Raw genomic sequence first — 24,571 nt, 5'->3', positions numbered from 1 at the left:
CGCCCGTCGCCGCGACAGCGCCAAGAGCGCCCTCATCACCCTCGTCGAACACGCCCTGCTCGCCCGGCTCCGCTGAGGCGGGACCGGCCCGAGAGCGCCCGAACGTGCCTGTGGCCCGCGGGACTTGGTGAAGTCCCGCGGGCCGCAGGCGCGTTCGGGGCGGTTACTCGGCCGGCTCCAGCCCGGCCCGGATCAGGCCGTAGGTGTACGCGTCCTCAAGTGCCAGCCAGGAGGCGGCGATCACGTTGTCGGCCACGCCGACCGTGGACCAGGCCGCGGTTCCGTCGGTGGACTCGATCAGGACCCGGGTCTTGGAGCCGGTGCCGTGCTGGCCCTCCAGGATGCGGACCTTGTAGTCCACCAACTCGAAGGTGGCCAGCGGCGGGTAGATGCTCTCCAGGGCGCTCCGCAGCGCCTGGTCCAGCGCGTTCACCGGGCCGTTGCCCTCGCCGATGGCGATCCGGCGCTCGCCCTTGGCCCACAGCTTGACCGTCGCCTCGTTGCCGGAAATCCCGTTCGGTCCCTGCTCGCTGATGGTCCGCCAGGACTCCAGGGTGTAGAAGCGGTCCCGGCTGCCGCGCACCTCGTCGCGCAGCAGCAGCTCGAAGGAGGCGTCCGCGGACTCGTAGGTGTAGCCGAGGTTCTCCTGCTCCTTCACCCGGGCCACCACCCGGCCGGCCAGGTCCCGGTCGGTGGAGAGGTCGTAGCCGAGCTCCTTGCCCTTGAGCTCGACCGAGGCCCGGCCGGCCATGTCGGAGACCAGCATCCGCATGGTGTTGCCGACCAGCTCGGGGTCGATGTGCTGGTACAGGTCCGGGTCGACCTTGATCGCGGAGGCGTGCAGGCCCGCCTTGTGGGCGAAGGCCGAGAAACCGACGTACGGCTGGTGGGTGGACGGGGCCAGATTGACCAGCTCGGCGATCGCGTGCGAGATCCGGGTCATCTCGGCCAGCCGGCCCGCGGGCAGCACCCGCCGGTCGTACTTGAGCTCCAGTGCGCCGACCACCGGGAACAGGTTGGCGTTGCCGACCCGCTCGCCGTAGCCGTTGGCGGTGCACTGCACGTGCGTCGCGCCCGCGTCCACCGCGGCCAGGGTGTTGGCCACCGCGCAGCCGGTGTCGTCCTGGGCGTGGATGCCGAGCCGGGCGCCGGGCTTGTAGGAGTTGCAGTCGGCGAGGACGTCGGCGACCGTCTCCCGCACACCCGCCGGCAGCATCCCGCCGTTGGTGTCGCACAGCACCACCACGTCCGCCCCGGCCTGGTGCGCGGCGCGGACCACCGCGAGGGCGTAGGAGCGGTTGGCCCGGTAGCCGTCGAAGAAGTGCTCGCAGTCGATGAACACCCGCCGGCCCTGGGCGCGCAGGAACTCGACGCTGTCCCGGATCATCTCCAGGTTCTCGTCCAGCGTGGTGCGCAGCGCCAGCTCCACGTGCCGGTCGTGCGCCTTGGCGACCAGGGTCACCACGGGCGCGCCGGAGGCGACCAGCGCGGCCAGCTGCGGGTCGTCGGCCGCCTTGCCGCCGGCCCGGCGGGTGGCGCCGAAGGCGACCAGCTGGGCGTTGCGCAGCTCCAGCTCGGCGGCGGCGCGGGCGAAGAACTCGGTGTCCCGCGGGTTGGCCCCGGGCCAGCCGCCCTCGATGAAGCCGACGCCGAACTCGTCCAGGTGCCGGGCGATGGCCAGCTTGTCGGCCACCGTCAGGTTGATGCCCTCCCGCTGCGCGCCGTCGCGCAGGGTGGTGTCGAACACGTGGAAGCTGTCGTCGGTACGGCTGACCTCGGTCATGGCCCCTGGTTCTCCGTTCGGGGGGGGTTGGTACTGCTCTGCCGGATCTTCGTCCCGGCTCCACTGTCCAGGATCCCGCGTGCGCCCCCGGTGTCCCCGAGCCCTTTGTGGGGGCCGTCGGCCGGTCCGGGATCTGTGCTCGATGGGGCTGCGCCCAAAAAGCAAAAAACCCCTCGCGGGTGCGAGAGGTCTGCGCGCGGGTCTGGACGCTCATGGTCGCTCCGCATCGGGTCCTGCGGAAGCGGTCACTGCGGACCGGCGCGCCTGCTGCTAATAATCAGCGAAAGCGAGGACACGCTCGCAGTCTGACACAGCTTCCGCGATCCGGCCCGCCCGTCTCGCGATGCGGAACGGCTACTCGACCGGCTCGGCGGTGTCGAGGGTGAGGCCGTGTTCACCGTCCGGCGCTGAGGTCACGACGATCTCCCCTTCGATCAGCTCAGCCTTGAATCCTGGAGGGGCGTCGAGCGCCAGGAAGGCTCCGAGGAGGTTTCGGCCCGGGCGCTCCGGTGCCTCGGAGCGCCCGGCAGCACGATCAGACGATCTTGTGCAGCCAGCCATGGGTGTCGGGCGACTGGCCGCCCTGGATGGCCAGCAGGGCCCGGCGCAGCTCCATGGTGATCGGGCCGGGCTCGCCGGTGCCGACGGTCCAGTCGGCGGCGGCGGACTTGACCGAGCCGACCGGGGTGATGACGGCGGCGGTGCCGCAGGCGAAGACCTCGGTGAGGGTGCCGTCGGCGTTGGCCTGCTGCCACTCGTCGGTGGAGATCTTCCGCTCCTCGACCGCGTAGCCGAGGTCCGAGGCCAGGCGCAGCAGCGAGTCACGGGTGATGCCGGGCAGCAGGGCGCCGGACAGCTCCGGGGTGACGATCTTGGCGTCCTTGCCCTCGCCGAAGACGAAGTACAGGTTCATGCCACCCATCTCCTCGACCCACCGGTGCTCGGCGGCGTCGAGCCAGACCACCTGGTCGCAGCCCTTCTCGGCGGCCTGGGCCTGGGCGACCAGCGAGGCCGCGTAGTTGCCCGCGCACTTGGCGGCGCCGGTGCCGCCGGGCGCCGCCCGGACGTACTCCTTGGACAGCCAGACCGAGACCGGCTTGATGCCGCCCTGGAAGTAGGCGCCGGCCGGGGAGGCGATGATCATGAAGAGGTAGGAGTTCGCCGGGCGGACGCCCAGGCCGACCTCGGTGGCGAACATGAACGGACGCAGGTAGAGGCTCTGCTCCGGCTCGTTCGGGACCCACTCCCGCTCCTGCTGGACCAGCAGCTCGACGGCCTCGACGAAGGACTCGACCGGCAGCTCCGGCATCGCCAGGCGGCGGGCCGAGGCCTGGAAGCGCAGGGCGTTGGCCTCCGGGCGGAAGGTCGCGATGGACCCGTCGGTCTGGCGGTAGGCCTTCAGGCCCTCGAAGATCGCCTGGCCGTAGTGCAGCGTCATGTTCGCCGGGTCCATCTCCACCGGCGCGTACGGGACCAGCTGGGCGTCGTGCCAGCCGCGGCCCTCGGTCCAGCGGATGGTGACCATGTGGTCGGTGAAGACGCGGCCGAAGCCGGGGTTGGTCAGCCGGGCCTCGCGCTCCGCTGCGGACAGCGGATGGGCGGAGGGCTTGAGGTCGAACGTGATGGGCGCCTGGGTGGGCGTGCTCATGGCTGTTTCCTTCACCGTGGGGTTGGTTCGGGCCGCCCCGCCGAAGGAACGTTACGGCGATCCAACGCCGGAACGGACGCACAACGGCACGGCCCACTGTCGATACTCGCATCCAGAGGGCCGTGCCGAACAGCTTCCCTCTCCTTGGGGAGCTGCAAGCTGCGGTTATGCGGTCCGGCCCACCTGGCCGGACATTGTCGCGATCCGGCCGCTAGCCGGAATCCCGTACTTCGGATCCGGCCCGCTAGCCGGATACTCGGGCGGCGAGCGCGTCGCCGACCTGGGAGGTGGAGCGGACGCCGGAGCGCTCGGCGAGGTCCGCCGCGACGGCGGCCTCCACCTGGGCCGCCTCGGCGGCGAAGCCGAGGTGCTCCAGCAGCATGGCGACCGACAGCACGGTGGCGGTCGGGTCGGCCTTGCCCTGGCCGGCGATGTCCGGCGCCGAGCCGTGCACCGGCTCGAACATGGCCGGGTACTCGCCGCTCGGGTTGATGTTGCCGCTCGCGGCGAGGCCGATGCCGCCGGTCACGGCGGCGGCCAGGTCGGTCAGGATGTCGCCGAACAGGTTGTCGGTGACGATGACGTCGAAGCGCTCCGGCTGGGTGACCAGGTGGATGGTGGCAGCGTCGACGTGCAGGTACTCGGTGGTGACCTCCGGGAACTCCCGGCCGACCTCCGCGAAGATCCGCGACCACAGGTGCCCGGCGTGCACCAGCACGTTGTTCTTGTGCACCAGGGTGAGCTTCTTGCGCGGCCGCGCCTGGGCCCGGCGGAAGGCGTCGCGCACCACGCGCTCGATGCCGTACGCGGTGTTCAGGCTGACCTCGGTGGCCACCTCGTGCGGGGTGCCGGTGCGCAGCGAGCCGCCGTTGCCGACGTACGGGCCCTCGGTGCCCTCGCGGACGACCACGAAGTCGATCTGCGGCTGTCCGGCCAGCACGGACTGCACGCCGGGGAAGAGCCGGCCCGGCCGCAGGTTGATGTGGTGGTCGAAGGCGAACCGCAGCTTGAGCAGCAGGCCCCGCTCCAGCACTCCGGACGGCACGCTCGGGTCGCCGATGGCGCCCAGCAGGATCGCGTCGAAGGCCTTCAGCTCGGCCAGCACGCTGTCCGGCAGCGTCTCGCCGGTCCGGTGGTAGCGCCGGGCGCCGAGATCGTACTCGGTGGTCTCCAGCTTCACGTCGGGGGGAAGCACGGCCTCCAGGACCTTCAGACCTTCGGCCACCACTTCCTGGCCGATGCCGTCACCCGGGACAACTGCGAGACGAATGGTGCGAGACATGCTCGGACCCTACTCCGGTGTCCCAGGTGCTGACACCTCACGTCCAGCATCTGGACGATCAGGTCAGATCGATTTCCACTGGGAACGGCTGATCGACCTTCAACTGCTTGTGGTAGATCCCGGTCGGGAAATACCGCTTGGACGCCGGTTCAAGCTCGAACGTGTAAACGACCGGGCGGCCCTCGTCACATTCGACGCGCCAGAAATGACGAATGCCGGCTGCCGCGTACTTGCCCGGCTTGATCTCCCGGTCACGCTCGCGGGACTCCTCCGAGACGACCTCGACCGCAAGCAGGACATGCTCGGCGGAGAAACCCGTTTGGCGATAGCCCGTGTCCGAGTCCTCGTGAACCACGAGGAGATCAGGCTCCGGCCGGTTCCGCCGGTCTAGCGTGACGGTCATCTCCGGCCACACTTCCCAGCCCTCCGGAACCGCCTTCTCCAGCCCTCGTTCGAGCACGCGCTTCGCTCGGACATGGAACTTCGTCTGCGGACTCACGAAGATCAGGCTCCCGTCGATCAGCTCAGTGTGCGGCGGGAGATCAGGCAGCCGGTCAAGATCCTCTGCGGTGTAGCCACCAGCAGGAGGCCGAATCCAGTCGGGGTACGGCGCGATGCTCATGGTTCCTCCCATACGGGCATCCTGGCGGCCCTCCAAGGCTACTCGGCGAAGCGCTCGCAGGCGCCACTCCTTCGAGGGAGCGCGGGTGATCAGAGTTGCGCCGGGGGCGCCCATAGGGTGGCGTGGTCCGAGGTTCCTGGCAGAAACGGGGCGCGTGCGTGAGGACCGAGCGGCGGCGGGAGGTGCTGGTCTGCGGGGGTGCGGCCGGGCTGGCGGCGGGCGGGTACGCGCTGGCCGCCGGGCTGCGCGGGCGGTGGCCGACCGGGGTCGGCGACCTCTCCGTGCCGTACCACGCCCACCTGTGGGACCTGCTGCACGGACAGGCCGCCGGGGACCTGCTGTTCAACTGGAACAGCGGCTACGGCGCCCCCTTCCTGCCGGACTTCTTCGCCTACCTCATGAACCCCTTCTCCTGGCCGACCGCGCTGCTCCCGCGCGACCAGGGGCCGCTCGCCGTCTTCCTGGTCGCCCTGGCCACCATCGGCCTCGCCACCGCCCTGATGGCCCATCTGCTCGGCCGCCTGCACCCCGGCCCCCACTGGCTGCGGGCGATCGCCGCCGTCGGGTACGGGCTCTGCGCCTGGGTGCTGGACGTGGGCGGCACGGCACCGATGTGGCTCTGGGGCCTGGTGTCGCTGCCGCTGCTCGGCCTGGTCGGGGACTGGTGCCTGCACGAGCGGCGCTGGGTGGCCGGCTCGCTGTGCGTGGCCCTCGTCTGGGCGGGCAACCTCTACACCGCCGCACTGGCCACCCTGATCGCCGGACTCCTGTTCGCTGTCCGCACGTTCGCCACCCCGCGGCCGTTCCGGCACCGGGTCCGGGCCACCGGGCGGGCCGTCACCCTGACCACCACCGGGGTGCTGCTCGCCTCCCCCGTGCTGTTCGTCGCCGTCCGCGCCGCGCGGGGCGCCCAGCCCGAGTCCCCGGTGCAGCCGGTCGGCCCGGGCGGGCTCGGCGGCCACCTCGCCCGGCTGCTGCCCACCGCCCAGGGCGGGCAGCCGCTGCCGGACGTGGCGATCGGAGTGCTCGGGCTGCTGCTGGTGTGCGGGCTGGCGTTCAACCGCCGGGTGCGGATCCGCGAGCGGGCGGTCTGGTGCGCGGCACTGGTGCTGGTGGTGCTCAGCTTCGTCTGGACCCCGACCGTGCTGGTCTGGCACGGCCTGGCGATCCCGGCCGGCGGGCCGTACCGGGCCGCCTTCGTGCTCAGCGGGCTGCTGGTGCTGGCCGGCTGGGTGTCGCTGGCCCACCGGCCGGACTGGCTCGCCCTGCTGGGCGGCTCGGCCGTCACGGCGGTGGTCGCCGGGCTGGCGGCGAGCCGGCACGCGGTCCCCGCCTCCACCTGGGTGCTGCTGGGCGTCGGCGGCGTCGTGCTGCTGGCCGCGCTCCTGGTGCTGGACCGCCGGCACACCGACCGCCGGGCGAACGTCCTCGCCACCTGGGTGCTCGGCGGCGCGGTGCTCGGCAACGCCGTCTGGTCCGGGTACGCGGCGCTCGGCGCGGCCCCGGCCGACACCGCCTCCCCGGCCGCCGTGCGGGCCGGGTACGCGGCCGTACGGGAGGCCGCCGACTGGCCTGACGGCCGCAGCGACCCCGGCCCGCACGCCTTCGGCGCCAACGACCCGCTGCTGCTGAACGGCCAGGGCGGCGGCTACTTCAGCGCCTCCCTGCCCACCGTCACCGCCCTGCTGCTGCACGACCTCGGCGCGGGCTGGACGGCCGGCGGGCGGCAGACCACCAGCGTCACCGACCCGGTCGGGCGGGCCCTGTTCGCGGTCCGCGCCCACCTGGACGACGGACCGCCCCCGGACGGCTTCACCCCCGTACGGGCGGCCGCGCCCCCGCTGGTCACCGTGCTGCCGCCGGGGGCCCGCCCGGACACCTCCTCGGTCTGGTCCCGGCAGGAGTCGCTGCTCGGCAGCCAGGTCTACGACACCCCGCTGCCCGTCCCGGCCGGCGGCCCGGCGCCCACCCTGCACGGCACCAGCGGCTGGTCGGTGCCGGGCGGCGGCGAGGGCACGGTGTTCACCGCCGGCTGCGCCCCCGGCGGGACGGCCTACTTCCACGGGGTCTGGTACCGCGGCACGGTCAGCGGCCTGGGCACCAGCTACCGCAGCGACGGCGAGCAGCCCACCACGGCGGTGGCGATCCACCGGCTGGGGACCGTCCCGGCGGACGGGGTGGTCCGGGTGACCCTGCGCTCGGACGTCGTCAGTCAGGTCCCGGCCCGCCCGATCGGCTGCCTGCGGGCCGGCGCCCTGGAGGCCGCCGTCGCCCACCTCACCGCCACCGGCGCCACCCGCGTCGAGGCCGGCGGGCACACCGTCGCGGCGACCCTCCCGGCGGGCTCGACCGGCACCGCGCTGCTCTCGGTCCCCGCCACCGAGGGCTGGACCTGCGCCGTCGACGGCCGCCCCGCCACCGTCCCCACCCCCGTCCTCGGCATGATCGGCGTCCCCCTGGGCGGCGGCGCCTCCCGCCTCACCTGCGCCTTCCGCCCGCCCGGCCTCACCGAGGGCCTCACCGTCACCTCCGGCACCGCCGCGGTCCTCGCCCTGGTCGCCGTCTTCGCCCGCCTCTCCCGCCGCCCGACCCGAATCCCGCGCCGCGACCGCCGCCTGGCCGCCCAGGGCCCCGACGGGGCGTGACGAGGGGCGACCCGCCGGAGTCCCGGCGGGCCGCCCCACTGGTCGGTGATCACGGCAGGGTGAGCACCTGGGCCCGCCGGTCCGCCGGGTTGAGGTGGTACAGCAGCAGGAGCCGGGAGCTGTCGCCCGCCGCCCGGTGCACGTCGAGGACGGTGCCCGGGCCGGCCGGGGCCACCACCGCGGCGGGGCCGGTGAGGCCGGCCTGGACGGAGAGGGCCGGGTGCAGGACGTCCAGCGGGACGGTCGGGACGGTGCCCCGCAGGCCGATGGAGGAGTAGGCGTCGGCCGGATCGGGCCGGTCGCCGCCCACGACGCCGGTCCAGACGCCGTAGCGGACGGTGCTGTGGCCGGGCTTGACGCCCGGCAGGGCGCTCAGCCGGACCGGGAGGACCAGGACGTCGCTGTCCAGCAGCTCGGTGTCGGTGTCGCCCCAACGGGCGTTGAGCGGCTGGACGTCGAGCTCGGCGCCGGTGCGCGCGTCCAGGGCGCGGGAGACCAGGACGTCGCTGCCGTGCAGCCGGTCGGCCTTGAGGATCACGTCGGTGACGCCGTCCCCGTCGGTGTCCAGCGACACCCGCACCCCGTACAGCCCGACCGGCGTCGCCGCCGGGGCCCACAGCCGCACGCCCACGTACAGCTGGTCGGCGTCGGCCGCCGCCCCCGCCGCCCGCAGGTTGGCGGCCCGGTCGCCGGGGTGCTCGACGCAGAGGTCCTTCGGCTGGTCGGCTGGCTCGGCCGCGTCCGCGGGCCGGATGCCCGAGCCGGGGCCGACGGCCTTGCCGCCGCCGGGCGGGCAGTCGGGCCAGCGGGCGGCCTCGCCGCCGAGCGCGAGGGCGCTGACCAGCCCGGGCCGCTCACCGGGCGCCGCGCTGCCGCCGAGCGCGACCAGGGTGCCGTCCCGGGTGGTCCGGACGGAGGCCGCCGCGGTCAGGTCGCTCGCCGGGCGCGGGGCGGCGAACACCGGCACCCGCAGCTGCGGCAGCGCTCCGTCGACCGGGCTGAGCAGCACCCGCCCGGAGAGCTCGCCCCGGTAGCTGCGGGCCTTGCCGCCCTGCAGGGTGTCGATGGTCGGGTCCGGTGTGCGCCCCAACTCCCCCGGTACGGACAGCGTCACCTTCACCCGTGCGGTGCCGCCGGCCGGCACGTCGACCTCGGCAGGCGTCACCTGGTAGGAGGCGCCCGGGAGTTCGGTCGCGGCGGCGTAGCCGGTGCGGTAAGTCAACGGAGAACCCGAGTAGTTGCGCAGCTCGATCTCCCGTCCGAGCGCCGTCGGCCCGCCGATCTCGACCGGGCCGAAGGAGACCCCGACGCTGCCCGCCTCGGCGCCCTCCCCCGCCGCGTAGGCGACCACCGGCGTGCGGACCGCCTGGTCGACCCGGGCCCGTCCGGCCCCGGTGCGCTCGGGCCCGTAGACCGGCCCGCCGTGGTCGTCGCCGAGCCAGGTGTCCGTGCTGGTGTTCATCAGCGCGGCCTTGACCTGCTCGACCGGCCAGTCCGGGTGCGCGGCGCGGACCAGCACGGCCAGCCCGGCCACGTGCGGGGCGGCCATCGAGGTGCCGTTCTCGCGCTGGCCGCCGCTGCCGCTGCCGACCAGGGCCGACCAGATGGTCTCGCCCGGGGCCGCGAGGTCGGGCTTGACCACACCGGGCACGCCGATGCCCCGGGAGGTGAAGTCGGTGAGGGTGTCGACCCTGGACGGCTGGTTCTGGGGGACCGAGCCGTGCAGCGGGTTGCCGGGCGCGGCGAGCCGGACCCGGACGTCCCCGGCGGCCGCGGCCTTCAGCAGCCGCTCGCCGTCGGCGTGGCCGAGCAGCACGGCCGGGATCCGGTCGTCGCCCGAGATCTCGGCCAGGTGGTCGCTGTCGGCGGCGTAGAGCGCGCCGATGGCCCCGGCGTCGGCCGCGTGGTCGGCGCGCGGGCCGGAGTTGCAGGCCCGCTCGGCCTCGCCGGTGCGCCAGGTGAGCAGCGCGATCCTGCCCTTGAGCCGCTGCTTGTCGGCCTCGCTGAACGCGGCGCAGCCGTCCGCCTGGTCGACGGGCACGGCGAGCGCGCCGCTCACCTCGGCGGTGGACCAGCCCTGGTAGCGCCCGCTCCAGTGCCCGGGGACGACCCCGGCCAGCGGGGCGGGGTCGAGCACGGTGATGCCGTCCACTTCGGCGTGCCCGTGCACGGAGGCGGCGACGGTGATGGCCCGGGCGGCGGTGCCGGGGCTGCCGCCGATGCCGTACACGTCGCCCTCGTTGCCGGCGGCGGCGATCACCACGGTGCCGAGCGCGGCGAGCCGGTCGACGGCCAGGGAGTCGGCGTCGTCGGGGCTGCCGAAGCGGCTGCCGAGCGAGAGGTTGACCACGTCGAGCCGGTCGCCGAGGTCGCCGTCGCCGTTCGGGTCGGCGGCCAGGTCGAGCGCCTGGGCCATCCGGTCGGTGGCGCCGTCGCAGCCGAACACCCGGATCCCGTAGAGCTGCGCGCCGGGGGCGGCGCCGGGGCCGATCTTGAACGAGGCCGGGTCGAGCCCGGGCCGGTAGGGGCCGGTGTACGGACGGCCGTCGGTGGTGACGCCGTACCCGGCCGCCGTTCCGGCGACGTGGGTGCCGTGCCCGTTGCGCACGCAGTCGATCGGGTTGTCGCTGGGGTGCGGGACGGGCTGGTACTGCGGGGAGGCCGGGTCGGGGTTGTAGTCGTCGCCGACCAGGTCCTTGCCGCCGACCACCTTGGCGTTGGGGAACAGCCCGGCCGGCGCGGGCTTGCCGCGCTCGACCGAGCGGAAGGCCGCCTCGGTGCCGGGGCCGCCGAAGTCGGCGTGGGTGTAGTCGATGCCGCTGTCGATGATCCCGATCCGCATGCCCCGGCCGGTGTTCCCGGCGAGGGCCGAGTCGCCCTCCCAGACCTTCGGGGCTCCGATCAGCGGGACGGAGTGGGCGTTGTCGCGCTGCTTGTTCACGATCGGGTGGACGGCCTGGACACCGGGCAGCGCCCGCAGCGCGGGCAGCCGGTCGGCGGGCGCGCTGACCGCGAGGCCGGTGAGCAGGGTGCGGGTGCGGTAGAGCTCGCGGGTGGCGGGCGCCGCCCGGTGGACGGCGTCGGCGAGCCGGTCGAGCGCGTCCCCGGCCCGGCCGCGCTGGACGGCTCCGGCCCGGGCGGCCTCCCGACGGACGGCCTCCGGCGAGCGCTGGGCCCGTCGGGCCGTCTCGGCGGCCCGCTGCCAAGCGGGGCCGGCCGCCTCGGTGGTGAGTTCCAGCAGGACGGAGGCGGTACGGCCCCGGCCCGGGGGTCCCGCGCTGGACGGGCCGCCGGCCGCCGGGATGGCGGCGAGCACGGCGCTGCTCGGAACGAACGCAGCTGCCAGCAGGACCAGGGTGAGACCGATCCGGGCGATCGGTCGGCGAACGGGTGGCAGACGCACTGGGCCCTCTCCCCCGGCCGGGGGAATGATCCGCACAGCGTGTCGCTGACGCCCGCCCGCGCGGACGTCGATCACCCTTCCGGGGGCCCCAAATTAGGATGATCGCGCCGGGGAGGGCGAGCAACTTCCCTCGAATGGAGCCGAGTTGCACCCTACGGAGTGACCCGCAGTCAGCCCGAACGGCCCAGTAGGCCGATGAATGCCACCGGCGGCACCGGTCAGTTGTGGCCGGCCACGCCGCCGTTGTCGCGGCGGTCGAGCGAGCGCTGCAGGGCGGCGGCCGCGAAGGGGTTCCGCTCGGCGGCCCGGCGACGGCGCGGGGCGCGGACGGGGGTGGCGGCGGGGGTGGTGGTGACGTGACGGTCAGCGGTGGAGGGCATACCGGGCTCCTTGGAAGCGGCGCTGCGGACAAGCAGCACGAGAGGGGAGACTCGAAAGGTGCCGCGCGATGGGGGTCCCCCCGGCCGAAGGCTGGGGGAGCGTCCCAAAAGGGTGGCGGCGGGCGACGGGTGGGAGCGCGGGAGCAGGGATCGCCTGCCCGTGACGGCGCACGCGCACACGGGCCGCACGCCCTGGCTACAGGGGCGGCACACCGTATGGCTCCTCCACCGTAAGGCCCCGCCCCGGCCGTGTCTGCACGAATACTTGGATTTCCTAGTATCTGAGACGGGAGCCACCCGGGAGCACGCAGCAGGGCCCGGACCACCGTCCGAACGGCGGTCCGGGCCCTGTTCAGGCCGGGGGGATCAGCCCAGGTCGACCGAGCGCGCGAAGCGGGCGCCGATCTCGGAGGCGATCGCCGTCAGCACGTCCTGGGGGATCTCGCTGTCCACGGTGATGGAGGCGAGGGCGCTGCCGCCGTCCCGGGCGACCTGCATACCCGCGATGTTGACACCCGCGTCGCCCAGGTGCCGGCCGAGCACGCCGACCACGCCGGGGCGGTCCTCGTACTTGAAGAAGGCCATGTGGTCGGTGAGCGCCACGTCCACGTCGAAGGCGTCCACGCCGACGATCTTCTGGATCTGCTTCGGGCCGGACAGCGTGCCGGAGATCGCGATCTCCTCGCCGTTCGCGAGGGTGCCGCGCACGGTGATCACGTTGCGGTGCTCGGGGCTCTCGCTGGAGGTGGTCAGACGGACCTCGACGCCACGCTCCTGGGCGAACAGCGGGGCGTTGACGTAGGACACCGTCTCCGCCACCACGTCCTCGAACACGCCCTTCAGCGCGGACAGTTCGAGCACCTTCACGTCGTGCTGGGTGATCTCGCCGCGGACCTCGACGTCCAGGCGGACGGCCACCTCGCCGGCCAGCGCGGTGAAGATCCGGCCGAGCTTCTCGGCCAGCGGCAGACCCGGGCGCACGTCCTCGGCGATCACGCCACCCTGGACGTTGACCGCGTCCGGTACCAGCTCGCCGGCCAGCGCGAGGCGGACCGACTTGGCGACCGCGATACCGGCCTTCTCCTGCGCCTCGTCGGTGGAGGCGCCCAGGTGCGGGGTGGCGACCACGTTGTCGAAGGCGAACAGCGGGGAGTCGGTGCACGGCTCCTTGGCGTACACGTCCAGGCCCGCGCCGGCCACCCGGCCCTCGCGCAGGGCGGCGGCGAGCGCCTCCTCGTCCACGATGCCGCCGCGGGCGGCGTTGACGATGCGCACGGTCGGCTTGACCTTGTGCAGCGCCTCGTCGCCGATCAGGCCGATCGTCTCCGGGGTCTTGGGGAGGTGGACGGTGATGAAGTCCGAGATCTCCAGCAGCTCTTCCAGCGAGACCAGCTTGACGCCCATCTGCGCGGCGCGGGCGGCCTGGATGTAGGGGTCGTACGCGACGATCTTCATCCCGAAGGCGGACATCCGCTGGGCGACCAGGACACCGATCCGGCCCAGGCCGACCACGCCGAGGGTCTTCTCGCTCAGCTCGACGCCGGTGTACTTGTTGCGCTTCCACTCGCCGCCCTTGAGCGCGGCGTTGGCCGGGGAGATGTTGCGGGCGACCGAGATCAGCAGGCCGCAGGCGAGCTCGGCGGCGGTGACGATGTTGGAGGTCGGCGCGTTGACGACCATCACGCCGGCCTTGGTGGCGGCTGCGACGTCGACGTTGTCCAGGCCGACGCCCGCCCGAGCGACGACCTTGAGCTTGCGGGCGGCGGCCAGCGCCTCGGCGTCGACCTTGGTGGCGGAGCGGATCAGGATCGCGTCCACGTCGGCGATCGCGGTGAGCAGCTCGGTGCGGTCGGCGCCGTTGCAGTGGCGGATCTCGAAGTCGGGGCCGAGGGCGTCGACGGTGGCGGGCGAAAGCTCTTCGGCGATCAGGACGACGCCAGATTTCACAGTGGTCGCAGTGCTCACGACAGTGTGTCCTTAACTGTCCGGTTCCCCGGCGCACGTGGGTGGCGTGGAGAGCGGGGGAAGGTGGCATGCCGCGTAGGTAGACGCACGACGCTGTGGGCCTGACGCGCACTCGGAGTGTATCGGCGGGCAGAGTACGAGGCTGCTCCCGTCAGGCGAAATCACCCGGACGGGAGCAGCCTACTTGTACAAGGCAGTGACAAAATCAGCGGCCCCGGGGGGCTCAGGCCTTCTCGTTGACCCAGCTCATCAGCGAGCGCAGCTTCTTGCCGGTGGTCTCCAGCAGGTGGTTCTCGTCAGCCGTCTTGTACTCGTTGTACTTGGGCAGGCCCGCCTTGTACTCGGCGATCCAGGTGTTGGCGAAGGTGCCGTCCTGGATCTCGGCGAGGACCTTCTTCATCTCGGCCTTGGTGGCGTCGGTGATGATGCGCGGGCCGGTGACGTAGTCGCCCCACTCGGCGGTCTCGGAGACCGACCAGCGCATCTTCTCCAGGCCGCCCTCGTACATCAGGTCGACGATGAGCTTCAGCTCGTGCAGGCACTCGAAGTAGGCGATCTCCGGCTGGTAGCCGGCCTCGACCAGGGTCTCGAACCCGGCCTTCACCAGGGCTGCGGTGCCACCGCAGAGGACGGCCTGCTCACCGAACAGGTCGGTCTCGGTCTCCTCGGTGAAGGTGGTCTTGATGACGCCGGCCTTGGTGGCGCCCAGGCCCTTGGCGTACGACAGGGCCAGCTCGAAGGCCTTGCCGGAGGCGTTCTGCTCGACGGCGACGATCGCCGGGACGCCACGGCCCTCCTCGTACTGGCGGCGGACCAGGTGGCCCGGGCCCTTCGGGGCGACCATGCAGACGTCGACGTCCGCCGGGGGCTTGATGAAGCCGAAGCGGATGTTCAGGCCGTGGCCGAAGAACAGGGCGTCGCCGGACTTCAGGTGCGGGGCGATGTCCGCCTCGTAGACGTCGGCCTGGATCGGGTCCGGGACCAGGATCATGATGACGTCGGCCTCGGCCGCGGCCTCGGCCGGGGTGACGACGCGCAGGCCGGCCTCCTCGGCCTTGGCACGCGACTTGGAGTCCGGCTTCAGGCCCACGCGGACGTCGGCGCCGGAGTCACGCAGGGACAGCGCGTGGGCGTGGCCCTGGCTGCCGTAGCCGATGACCGCGACCTTGCGGCCCTGGATGATGGACAGGTCGGCGTCGTCTTCGTAGAACAGCTCGGCCACGGGGGCACATCTCCTTGCGTGTTGGTGCCGGGTGCGCGGGTCCTACCGTATGCGCAGCCGGGGGTGGTGTGGGGTCGTCGCTAAAAGGTGTCGCGCGCCAGCGCGCCGTTGGATGGGTGGTGGCGGGCGACGGGTGGGCGAGACGGCGCTCGCGTGAGTCGCCGCGCTTGAGCCGGCGCCGGCTCAGGCGCTGCGGTCGAGGGCGCGCAGCGACCGGTCCGTGATGGAACGGGCGCCGCGGCCGATGGCGACCAGGCCGGACTGGACCAACTCCTTGATGCCGTAAGGCTCCAGCATCCGGAGCATGGCCTCCAGCTTGTCCGAGCTACCAGTGGCCTCGATGGTCACCGCTTCAGGTGACACGTCGACCGTCTTGGCCCGGAACAGCTGGACGATCTCGACGATCTGCGACCGGGTCTCGTTGTCGGCGCGGACCTTCACCAGGACCAGTTCCCGCTGGATCGCAGCGGCCTGGTCGAGTTCGACGATCTTTATCACGTTCACGAGCTTGTTGAGCTGCTTGGTGACCTGTTCCAGCGGGAGGTCCTCGACGTTGACCACGATCGTCATCCGGGACACGTCCGGGTGCTCGGTCGGGCCGACGGCGAGGGAGTCGATGTTGAAGCCCCGACGGGAGAACAGCGCGGCGATGCGGGCGAGCACGCCGGGCTTGTTCTCGACCAGGACGGAGAGGGTGTGCTTGGACATGGGATTCCTCAGTCGTTCTGGATAGGGGGCCGTCAGTCGAGGTCGTCGCCGAAGTCGGGGCGGACGCCCTTGGCGAACTGGATCTCGTCGTTGCTGGTGCCGGCCGCGACCATCGGCCAGACCATGGCGTCCTGATGGACGATGAAGTCGATGACGACCGGGCGGTCGTTGATCTCCATCGCCTGTTTGATGACCGCGTCCAGGTCCTCGGGGCGCTCGCAGCGCAGGCCGACGCAGCCCATCGCCTCGGACAGCAGGACGAAGTCGGGGATCCGGGTGCCCTGGGCCGGCGGCTCGATGCCGTCGTGCTCGGGGCCGGAGTGCAGCACGGTGTTGGAGTAGCGCTGGTTGTAGAACAGCGTCTGCCACTGCCGGACCATGCCCAGCGAGCCGTTGTTGATGACCGCGACCTTGATCGGGATGCCGTTCAGGGCGCAGGTGACCAGCTCCTGGTTGGTCATCTGGAAGCAGCCGTCACCGTCGATGGCCCAGACCGCGCTGTCCGGGCGGCCGGCCTTGGCACCCATCGCCGCCGGGACGGCGTAGCCCATGGTGCCCGCGCCGCCGGAGTTGAGCCAGGTGCCGGGCCGCTCGAAGCGGATGTACTGCGAGCTCCACATCTGGTGCTGGCCCACGCCCGCCGCGTAGATGGCGTCCGAGCCGACGAGTTGGCCGATCCGCTCGATGACCTGCTGCGGGGAGAGCTGGCCGCTCGGAGCCGGCTCGTAGCCCAGCGGGTAGGTCTTCTTCCACTCGTTGAGCTTCTCCCACCACTCCGAGTAGTCGCCCTTGTGGCCGGCGTCGAACTCGGCCTGGACGGCGACGATCAGGTCGGCGAGCACCTCGCGGGCGTCGCCGACGATCGGCACGTCCGCCGGGCGGTTCTTGCCGATCTCGGCCGGGTCGATGTCGGCGTGCACGACCTTGGCGTACGGGGCGAAGCTGTCCAGCTTGCCGGTGACCCGGTCGTCGAAGCGGGCGCCGAGGGTGAACAGCAGGTCGGACTTCTGCAGCGCGGTGACCGCCGGGACGGAGCCGTGCATGCCGGGCATGCCCAGGTGCTGCGGGTGGCTGTCCGGGAAGGCGCCGAGCGCCATCAGGGTGGTGACGACCGGGGCGCCGGTCAGCTCGGCGAGGATCCGCAGCTCGGCGGTGGCCTGCGCCTTGATCACGCCGCCGCCGACGTAGAGCACCGGGCGCTTGGCGCTGACCAGCATCTTCGCGGCCTCGCGGATCTGCTTGGCGTGCGGCTTGGTGACCGGGCGGTAGCCCGGCAGCGCGGTCTCGACCGGCCACCGGAAGGTGGTGGTGGCCTGCAGGGCGTCCTTGGCGATGTCGACCAGGACCGGGCCGGGGCGGCCGGTCGCGGCGATGTGGAAGGCCTCGGCGATCACCCGGGGGATCTCGGCCGGGTCGGTGACCAGGTAGTTGTGCTTGGTGATCGGCATCGTGATGCCGCAGATGTCCGCCTCCTGGAAGGCGTCGGTGCCGATCGCCTTGGAGGCGACCTGGCCGGTGATCGCGACCATCGGCACGGAGTCCATGTACGCGTCGGCGATCGGGGTGACCAGGTTGGTCGCGCCGGGGCCGGAGGTGGCCATGCAGACCCCGACCCGGCCGGTGGCCTGGGCGTAGCCGGTGGCGGCGTGGCCGGCGCCCTGCTCGTGCCGGACCAGGATGTGGCGCACCTTGGTGGAGTCCATCAGCGGGTCGTACGCGGGAAGGATGGCCCCGCCCGGAATGCCGAAGACGGTGTCCGCGCCTACGGCCTCAAGCGAGCGGATGAGCGACTGGGCTCCGGTCATGGTCTCGGCGACGTGCTGGGGAGCGGGAGCGTGGGCGGCCGGGTTGTCCCCGCGGCGGGGGGATGCGGCGTGCTCAGTCATCTGCCTGTCTCTTCTCGGGTTTTGCCGGTCCGGTGCTGCGGGCCCCGGTGCTGCGAGGGTGGGGTCCCGGTCCGGGCCGATCGCCGGCTCTGCCTCCATCGTCCCGCTCGAATCCGACGAATCGGACTTCTCGGGGCGATCGGGCCAGGGGTCTTGCGGGAGTGGAACAGCGTCGGTGCAACAAAAAACCCCTCGTGCCCAAGGGCATGCGAGGGGTGGCGCGTCGGTCTGTCACGAGCGGGGCGTGTGAGCCCACTCAGCCGACGCGCCCGCCAAGTACGAGAATTCGGGTGCGCATGGCAACGACCTTCCTCCCGACCGGGGTGGCGTGTCAAGCAGGTGGGATCACCGTCTCGCCATGCGGACCCGCCCCTGGACCGGCGACGGCACGGCGTTCGGGCAGGTCCGAGGCCCCCTGGTCGGGCTGGGGAGTCGCCTGGTGATCTACGACACGACTTCCCGGGGCGTCCGCACAGCCACCCGTCCGGGTGTCCGCGGCCAGGCATCCGCGACGGGAGGAGAGCGAGCCGAGCGGCTTGGGCACCGGGTAGCCGCGGCGGGTCAGCGCCCGGCGCAGCCGGGTCTCGTCCAGCGGCGGGGCGAAGGCCGAGCCCTGGGCCTGGCGGCAGCCCAGCTCCTGCAGCGCGGCGACCTGGCGGGGCAGGTCCACCCCCTCGGCGCCGGTGCTCATCCCGAGGTCGCGGCCGAGCCGCAGGGCGTGCCCGGCCAGGGTTCTGCTGAGCGAGGACTCGCCGAGGCCCTGGACCAGCGTGCGGTCCAGCTTCAGCCCGTCGAAGGGCAGCCGGGCGAGCGCCCCCAGCGAGCCGCTCCCGGCGCCGTAGCCGGCCAGCCGGGTGGAGACGCCGAGCCGGCGCAGCGCGGCCAGCCGGCGGCCGAGTTCGTCGGCGAGCGAGTCCGGCCCCATCCGGGCCACCTCGATCACCAGCTCGCCGGCCGGCAGTCCGCTGTCGCGCAGCGCCGCGGCCACCGTCTCGTACAGGCCGGGCGAGCAGAGCCGCTGGGCGGAGAGCCGCACGGCCACCGGGACGGGCACCGCGCCGCCGCGGCCGCGGCCGGACAGGGCGCGCCGGTCGGCGGCGGCCGCGACCGCCTCGTGCACCAGCCAGCGGGAGAACCGGGCGCCCGCGTCGCCGCGCTCGGCCGAGTGCAGGAACTCGCCCGGGGTGAGCAGCAGGCCGCCCGCCGAGCGCCAGCGGGCCTGCGCCTCGACGCCGGTCACCGCGCCGCTGCCGAGGTCGACCAGGGGCTGGTGGAGCAGGGTGAAGCCGCCCTCCCGGACGGCCACCCGCAGCCGCTCCTCCAGCTCGCTGCGGCGCTCCAGGTCGGCCCGCATCGCCGGGACGTAGAGCACCACCCGGCCCTTGCCCTCGGACTTGGCCCGGTACATCGCGAGGTCGGCGTTGCGCATCAGCTCGTCGGCCGCGGCTCTGGGGTCGGCGGTCGGACCCCGTTCGGGGGTGCCGAAGGCGATGCCGATGCTGGCGGCGACGCCGAGTTCGGCCCCGCCGATCCAGTACGGCGCGGAGAGCGCGACCCGCAGCCGTTCGGCCAGCTCCTGGACCTGCAGCCGGCCGAGCCGGCCGCAGACCAGCGCGGCGAACTCGTCACCGCCGAACCGGGCGACGGTGTCCTCGCAGCGCACCGCGCCCTGCAGCCGGCGGGCCGCCTGCACCAGCAGTTCGTCGCCGACCTGGTGGCCGGCGCTGTCGTTGACGGCCTTGAAGCCGTCCAGGTCGAGGAACAGCACCGCGATCCCGGCGCCCGTCCCGCCCTGCTGGCCGCGGGCGCCGAGGGCGCCGCGCAGCCGCTGGGTGAACAGCGCCCGGTTGGGCAGGTCGGTGAGCGGGTCGTGGAAGGCGTTGTGCTGCAACTGGGCCTGGAGCATGACGCGTTCGGTGACGTCCCGGCTGTTGAGCAGCAGGCCGTCGCGGTGCCGGCTGACCGTCGACTCGACGTGCAGCCACTCGCCGGCGCCGGCGCTGATCCGGCACTCCACACGGGCCGAGGGCTCGGCGGTGCCCGGGGTGCGGTGGGCGGCGAGCCGCACCCGCGCGAGGTAGCGACGGACCTCGGAGAGCACCCGGTCCACGTCCTCGGGGTGGACCAGGTCCAGCAGGTTGCCGCCGACCAGTTCCTCCGGGTCCCGCCCGTAGACACCGAGCGCGGCCGGGGAGACGTACGAGAGCACGCCGTTGGCCCCGGCGATCATGATGACGTCGCTCGACCCCTGCACCAGGGAACGGAAGTGCGCCTCCTTGTGGCCGAGCTCCTGGGCCAGCGACAGGTTGTCGAGCAGCATCACGCCTTGCCTGAGGATCAGTGCCAGCCCGACGGTGCAGGCGGCCGCGGCCACCACCCGGTCCAACTCGCGCCCGCCGAGGGCGTTGTAGAGGATTCCGGCGATGCACACGGCGGCCGCCGCGTACGGGGTGAGCGCGCTGAAGGTGGTGGCCACCCGGCGGCGCGGCAGGCCGCCGGCCGAGGGGTGTTCGCGCAGCGGACGGCGCCAGCGCGGGGACCACGGCGCCCAGGCGAGCAGCAGGCTGCCGGAGAACCAGCCGGCGTCCAGCAGTTCGCCGGAGTGGTAGTTGCTGTGCAGCTCCGGGGAGGTGAACAGGGCGTCGCACAGCACGGTGAGGGCGAGCGCGAGCATCGCGGTGTGCACGGATGCCCGGTTGCCGTCCCGGCCGCGGAAGCGCAGGCCGATCACCAGGCTGACCAGCAGGATGTCCAGCACCGGGTAGGCCAGGCTGAGGGCGATGCGCAGCGGGGAGCCGTCCTCGCCGGCCGCGATCCGGCCGAGTGCCAGGCTCCAGCTGAGGGTGAACAGCGAGCCGGCGATCAGCCAGCCGTCGAGCAGCAGGCAGAGCCAGCCGGCCGCCGAGCGCGGGCGCTGGGCGAGCACCAGGACGCCGATGATGGAGAGCGGGGCGAACAGCAGGAAGGCGTACGCGGCGAGCGAGTCCTGCGGCAGCGGGGTGCGCACGACCAGCTCGTACCAGCCCCAGGTGCCGTTGCCGAAGGCGACCATGAGCGAGGAGAGGCCGAACAGCAGCCAGGCCGGGCGGGCGTGCCCGTCGACCGTGCAGCCGTACACCAGGCAGGACAGGGCGGCCGCGAGGGCCGCCGCGGCCAGGCCGAAGTCGCCCATGAAGATGGAGAGTTGGCACGATCCCCAGTCGGCGGCCGCGCCCAGCGCGTAGGCCAGGCAGAGCCCGCCGAGGGCGAGGCCGGGCAACGCGCGGCTCCCCAGGAGCCTGCGCAGCGGGCCGCGCCGGGCGGGTTCCGGCGGGTCGACGGCGGACGTGTCGGCGGGCGGTACGCCCGGCCGTCCGGCTCCGGGCAGCACCGTGTCGGTGGAGCTCACTCGGCCTCTCCCCCTCCGGCCCGGGGCCCGGCGCCCCGGCCACGGACCACCGGCCGCGCACCTCTCGGCCGTACGCGGCGACCTGGCGCCCCGTCGGGACGGCGGCCCAGGGGGTGGGCGCCCTTCCGGCCGCCGCACCGCACCGATGCTCCCGATCGGGACCCTACACCAATTCCGTCACTCAATGACACGCACACTCAACTTAGAGTAATGGCGACATGGTGGGCGGATACACCGGATTCCGACGGATCGGCCCGGTTGGCGGCGGCGCGCGGGCGGGGGCTCACGCGGCGCGCACGGGAGCACGCGACGGCGCGCCCACCCGCCCTGCCCGTGCCGAGGACCCAAGAGACAGGCCCTGGTCGGCGACCGTCCGGGCCCGGCCGGCTTCCCGCGGTCTCAGCGGCCCGCGGTCTCAGCGGCCTGCGGGGTCCAGGTCCTCGGGGAACAGGCGCAGTCGGTGGGCCAGCGCGGCCGCCTCGCCGCGACCGCCGACCCCGAGCTTGCCCAGGATGTTGGACACGTGCACGCTTGCCGTCTTCGGAGAGATGTACAGCTCCTCGGCGATCTGCCGGTTGGTCCAGCCGCGCGCGAGCAACCGAAGCACGTCCCGCTCACGGGGGGTGAGGCCGAAGGAGTCCCCCGGGGACCCGGTCGGCGCGGCCTCGGCGGCCGGGCGACCGGCCGGGGCCAGGTTCAGCCCGGCCCGCTCGGCCAGCGCGGTGATCTGCGAGCCCAGCAGCCGGTCACCCCGGGCGGTCGCCAGTTCGGCCGCCTCGCGCAGCAGTTCGGTCGCCGCCTCGCGCCGCCCGGCCTGCACCTCGGCCTCGCCGCCGCGCAGCAGGGCGAGCGCCAGCGGGTAGGGCAGTGCGGCCGCCCGCAGCGCGGTGACCGCCTCGGCCCACTGCCCGGGGGTGTCCGCCCCCCGGGCCCGGTCCAGTTCGGCCTCCAGCAGCCGGGCCCAGCCCTGGTGCAGCGGTGCCCGGGGGCGCAGTTCGGCGGCCGCCGCGGCGATCGCGGCCAGCGTCTCGGCCCGGCCCGCCTCGGCCTCGGGCAGGCCGCGGCTGTCCGCCTCCACCCCGGCGGCCTCCACCAGCAGCGGGTAGACGTCGGACTCGTGGCCGATCCGCCCGTCCTCGGCGAGCGCGGCGAGCAGTTCGGCCCGGGCCTCCAGCGGCCGCCCGCCGTACGCGGCGACCCGCATCGCCAGCCGGCTGATCGGCACGCTGTGCTGGACCTGGCCGATCCGGTTGGCCGCCCGCGCCTGGGCCAGCATGGTCGCCGCGGTGGGCAGGTCCCCCGCCAGCAGGGCGAGTTCGCCGCGCATCCGGTCCAGGAACTCGGCGTGGGTGCCGCTCAGGCTGCTCAGCTCGCACGCGGAGAGCACCTCGTCGGCCTCCTGCACCCGGCCGAGGTCGAGCAGCGCCTCGACCAGGTTGCCGGTCAGGATGGTGCCGATGTTGCGCAGCAGGCCGTTGCCGTCCGCGAAGTCCAGGCCCTCCCGGGCCAGCCGTACGGCCTCCTCCGCCCGGCCCAGCCCGCGCTGCGCGCTGGCCAGGTTGTTGATGCCGCGCAGCAGCAGGTCCGGCACGCCCAGCCGGCGGGCCGCCTCGACTGCCCCGACCAGCTCGGCCAGCCCGCCGTCGGCGTCGCCCTGCACGTCGTGGCGCAGGCCGCCGAGGGTCATCCGGGCGTGCACCTCGACCGAGTGCGCGCCGACCTGCTGGGCGATCCGGATCGCGCGCTCGGCCAGCTCGATGTGCTCGGGGCCGGCCTTCTTGAGCATCGCCGTCCCGGCGGCCAGCGCGAACACCTCGGCCTGCACGGCGGACGGCGACAGGTGGTCGACCAGCGCGTACGCGCGGGCGATCTCCTCGTCGTCACCGGAGCGGCGCAGGTTGCCCAGCATCCGGGCCCGGTTGATCCGGAACCAGGCCGCGCGCACCGGGTGCTCGCTCTCGTCGACCAGCCGGATCCCGCGCTTGGCCAGGCTCAGGCCGCGCTCGCGGTCGCCGCAGCGCCGGGCCGCGACCACCGCCTCTGCCAGCACGTCGACCAGCTGGATCCGGTCGCAGTCCGCGTCGGCGGAGCTGTGGTCGCAGGAGCCGGGCGGGTAGGTCTCGGCCCAGTCGTACGGGCGCAGGGTGTGCGCCAGCACCTCCTCGGAGACCATGTCCCACAGTTCCAGGGCGCGTTCCAGCAGACCGAGCTGCTCGGCGAAGGCGTTGCGGCGCCGGGCCGCGCGGGCGGCGTCCAGGGCGGTCGGCAGGGCTCGGGCCGGGTCGTGCGCCTGGTACCAGTAGTTGGCCAGCCGGGCGGGCAGCGCATCACCGGGGACGAGGTGCGGCTGGGCCTCCACGGCGAGCGCGAACTTGCGGTTGATCCGGTGCCGTTCGCCGGGCAACAGGTCGTCCGAGACCGCCTCGCGGACCAGCGCGTGGCGGAAGCGGTAGCCCTCGCCCTCGCTGTCCGGGCGCAGGATGTTGGCGCCGACGGCCGCCCGCAGCGCCTCGATCAGCGCCTCCTCGTCGTCCGCCAGGACGGCGGCCAGCAGGGCGTGTTCGACGTGCGAGCCGCCCTCGGCGGCGATCCGCACCACCCGCTGGGCCTCCTCGTCCAGGCTCTCGACCCGGACCAGCAGGATGTCCCGCAGCGAGTCGGTCAGCCCGGCGCCGCAGCCGTCCTGGAAGGCGGTGGCCAGCTCCTCGACGAAGAACGGGTTCCCCTCCGAGCGGCGGTGGATGCGGTCCACCAGCTGGCGGTCGGGGGCGGCGGTGCCGAGGATGCCGGCCAGCTGGGCGGCGACCTCGCGGCGGCGGAACCGCTCCAGCTCCAACCGCTGGACGGTGCGCAGCCGTTCGAGCTCGGCCAGGAAGGGGCGCAGCGGGTGGCGGCGGTGCAGGTCGTCGGTGCGGTAGGTGGCGACCAGCAGTACCCGGGAGCGGTGCAGGGTGCGCACCAGGAAGGCCAGCAGTTCGCGGGTGGAGCGGTCGGACCAGTGCAGGTCCTCGACGGCGAGGACGAGGGTACGCTCCGCGCCGAGCCGTTCGAACAGTCTTGCGGTGTGCTCGAACAGCCGGGCCCGGCTGTACTCGTCGTTGGGTTCGCCGTCCACCTCGCCGAACTCGGAGAGCAGGAGGGCGAGATGCCCCTCGCTGCCGGCCGCGGCGGCCTCCAGTTCGGCGCCCAGCGAACGGTGCAGCCGGCGCAGCGCGGCGGCCAGCGGCGCGTACGGCAGGCCCTCGGCGCCGACCTCCAGACAGCGGCCGAGCGTGATGACCGCTCCGCGGTCGCAGGCCCGCTGCAGGAACTCCTCCAGCAGCCGGGTCTTGCCGACGCCGGCCTCGCCGCCGATCAGGACGGCCTGGGGGCTGCCGGTGCCCGCCCGGCGCAGCGCTTCGGTCAGTTCGGTGATCTCGCTGCCGCGGCCGACGAAGACGGGACTGACCGATATCTGCTGCATGGAGGCGAGCATGCCATAGCCGGTGGTGGCGGGAGGAGAGGTTATCTCCCCGGGCGAACGTCCGGCCGCGGGCATGGACGAGAGCGTGGACGAGAGCGTGGTGGAAAGCCCGGAGGGGGAGGCGCTCTCCTGCGGCGCCTCCCCCTCCGGAACTCCTTCGGCACCGTCACGGTGCC

General features: G+C 73.4%; 13 protein-coding genes and 2 pseudogenes. 2 read left to right on the top strand and 13 right to left on the bottom strand.

What is annotated here, in order from left to right; all coding sequences use genetic code 11:
• Positions 1-76: pseudogene (locus ACIRYZ_RS33515) on the top strand (ATP-binding protein); the annotation flags it as partial.
• Between the two features lie 87 nt (positions 77-163).
• On the opposite strand, the gene cimA reads toward ACIRYZ_RS33515, so the two are convergent.
• From cimA to ACIRYZ_RS33490, 5 genes and pseudogenes are all read right to left on the bottom strand, one after another.
• Positions 164-1,783: a citramalate synthase gene (gene cimA / locus ACIRYZ_RS33510; protein ID WP_402951711.1), complete on the bottom strand. Its 1,620-nt coding sequence runs from the start codon at positions 1,781-1,783 to the stop codon at positions 164-166.
• A gap of 390 nt (positions 1,784-2,173) precedes the next feature.
• Positions 2,174-2,257 (bottom strand): annotated as a pseudogene (locus ACIRYZ_RS33505) (Uma2 family endonuclease); the annotation flags it as partial.
• Positions 2,258-2,318: 61 nt separating this feature from the next.
• Entirely contained in the window at positions 2,319-3,431 is a 1,113-nt protein-coding gene (locus tag ACIRYZ_RS33500; protein WP_402951709.1) for a branched-chain amino acid aminotransferase, read from the bottom strand.
• Between the two features lie 244 nt (positions 3,432-3,675).
• Entirely contained in the window at positions 3,676-4,713 is a 1,038-nt protein-coding gene (locus ACIRYZ_RS33495; RefSeq protein ID WP_402951706.1) for a 3-isopropylmalate dehydrogenase, read from the bottom strand.
• Positions 4,714-4,771: 58 nt separating this feature from the next.
• Positions 4,772-5,335: a Uma2 family endonuclease gene (locus tag ACIRYZ_RS33490; protein WP_402951704.1), complete on the bottom strand. Its 564-nt coding sequence runs from the start codon at positions 5,333-5,335 to the stop codon at positions 4,772-4,774.
• 158 nt (positions 5,336-5,493) lie between these two features.
• Between ACIRYZ_RS33490 and ACIRYZ_RS33485 the strand changes: the two genes are divergently transcribed.
• Positions 5,494-7,980 (top strand): YfhO family protein, encoded by a 2,487-nt coding sequence (locus tag ACIRYZ_RS33485; protein ID WP_402951701.1) that lies wholly within the window; start codon positions 5,494-5,496, stop codon positions 7,978-7,980.
• 49 nt (positions 7,981-8,029) lie between these two features.
• Here the strand turns inward: ACIRYZ_RS33485 and ACIRYZ_RS33480 are convergent, their stop codons facing one another.
• The 8 genes from ACIRYZ_RS33480 to ACIRYZ_RS33445 all read right to left on the bottom strand — a co-directional run bounded on the left by ACIRYZ_RS33480 (position 8,030) and on the right by ACIRYZ_RS33445 (position 24,395).
• The gene (locus tag ACIRYZ_RS33480; RefSeq protein ID WP_402951698.1) at positions 8,030-11,383 is read right to left on the bottom strand and encodes a S8 family serine peptidase; all 3,354 of its coding nucleotides are present in this window, start codon (positions 11,381-11,383) and stop codon (positions 8,030-8,032) included.
• A 218-nt stretch (positions 11,384-11,601) separates the two neighbouring features.
• Positions 11,602-11,763, bottom strand: a complete 162-nt coding sequence (locus tag ACIRYZ_RS33475) for a hypothetical protein (protein WP_402951695.1) — start codon at positions 11,761-11,763, stop codon at positions 11,602-11,604.
• A gap of 366 nt (positions 11,764-12,129) precedes the next feature.
• Positions 12,130-13,710, bottom strand: a complete 1,581-nt coding sequence (gene serA, locus ACIRYZ_RS33470; protein ID WP_402951718.1) for a phosphoglycerate dehydrogenase — start codon at positions 13,708-13,710, stop codon at positions 12,130-12,132.
• Positions 13,711-13,951: 241 nt separating this feature from the next.
• Positions 13,952-14,950, bottom strand: a complete 999-nt coding sequence (ilvC, locus tag ACIRYZ_RS33465; RefSeq protein ID WP_393029412.1) for a ketol-acid reductoisomerase — start codon at positions 14,948-14,950, stop codon at positions 13,952-13,954.
• Positions 14,951-15,133: 183 nt separating this feature from the next.
• Positions 15,134-15,658: an acetolactate synthase small subunit gene (ilvN, locus tag ACIRYZ_RS33460; protein WP_097236150.1), complete on the bottom strand. Its 525-nt coding sequence runs from the start codon at positions 15,656-15,658 to the stop codon at positions 15,134-15,136.
• Positions 15,659-15,690: 32 nt separating this feature from the next.
• On the bottom strand, positions 15,691-17,544 hold the full coding sequence (locus ACIRYZ_RS33455) for an acetolactate synthase large subunit (protein WP_402951692.1): 1,854 nt from the start codon (positions 17,542-17,544) through the stop codon (positions 15,691-15,693).
• A gap of 331 nt (positions 17,545-17,875) precedes the next feature.
• A complete protein-coding gene (locus ACIRYZ_RS33450) occupies positions 17,876-20,830 on the bottom strand; it encodes a putative bifunctional diguanylate cyclase/phosphodiesterase (protein ID WP_402951716.1) in 2,955 nt (984 codons plus the stop codon).
• Positions 20,831-21,347: 517 nt separating this feature from the next.
• Positions 21,348-24,395 (bottom strand): AAA family ATPase, encoded by a 3,048-nt coding sequence (locus ACIRYZ_RS33445; protein ID WP_402951690.1) that lies wholly within the window; start codon positions 24,393-24,395, stop codon positions 21,348-21,350.
• Positions 24,396-24,571 lie beyond the last annotated feature (176 nt).

Source organism: Kitasatospora sp. NPDC101155 (genome assembly GCF_044768305.1).
GTDB lineage: Bacteria > Actinomycetota > Actinomycetes > Streptomycetales > Streptomycetaceae > Kitasatospora.
This window is presented reverse-complemented; position numbering and strand designations above follow the sequence as displayed.

Coding starts and splice junctions, on each gene's coding strand:
- ACIRYZ_RS33495 (WP_402951706.1), bottom strand. CDS start 4,713: ATGTCTCGCACCATTCGTCTCGCAGTTGTCCCGGGTGACGGCATCGGC.
- ACIRYZ_RS33500 (WP_402951709.1), bottom strand. CDS start 3,431: ATGAGCACGCCCACCCAGGCGCCCATCACGTTCGACCTCAAGCCCTCC.
- ACIRYZ_RS33475 (WP_402951695.1), bottom strand. CDS start 11,763: ATGCCCTCCACCGCTGACCGTCACGTCACCACCACCCCCGCCGCCACC.
- ACIRYZ_RS33445 (WP_402951690.1), bottom strand. CDS start 24,395: ATGCAGCAGATATCGGTCAGTCCCGTCTTCGTCGGCCGCGGCAGCGAG.
- ACIRYZ_RS33490 (WP_402951704.1), bottom strand. CDS start 5,335: ATGAGCATCGCGCCGTACCCCGACTGGATTCGGCCTCCTGCTGGTGGC.
- cimA (WP_402951711.1), bottom strand. CDS start 1,783: ATGACCGAGGTCAGCCGTACCGACGACAGCTTCCACGTGTTCGACACC.
- ilvN (WP_097236150.1), bottom strand. CDS start 15,658: ATGTCCAAGCACACCCTCTCCGTCCTGGTCGAGAACAAGCCCGGCGTG.
- ACIRYZ_RS33455 (WP_402951692.1), bottom strand. CDS start 17,544: ATGACTGAGCACGCCGCATCCCCCCGCCGCGGGGACAACCCGGCCGCC.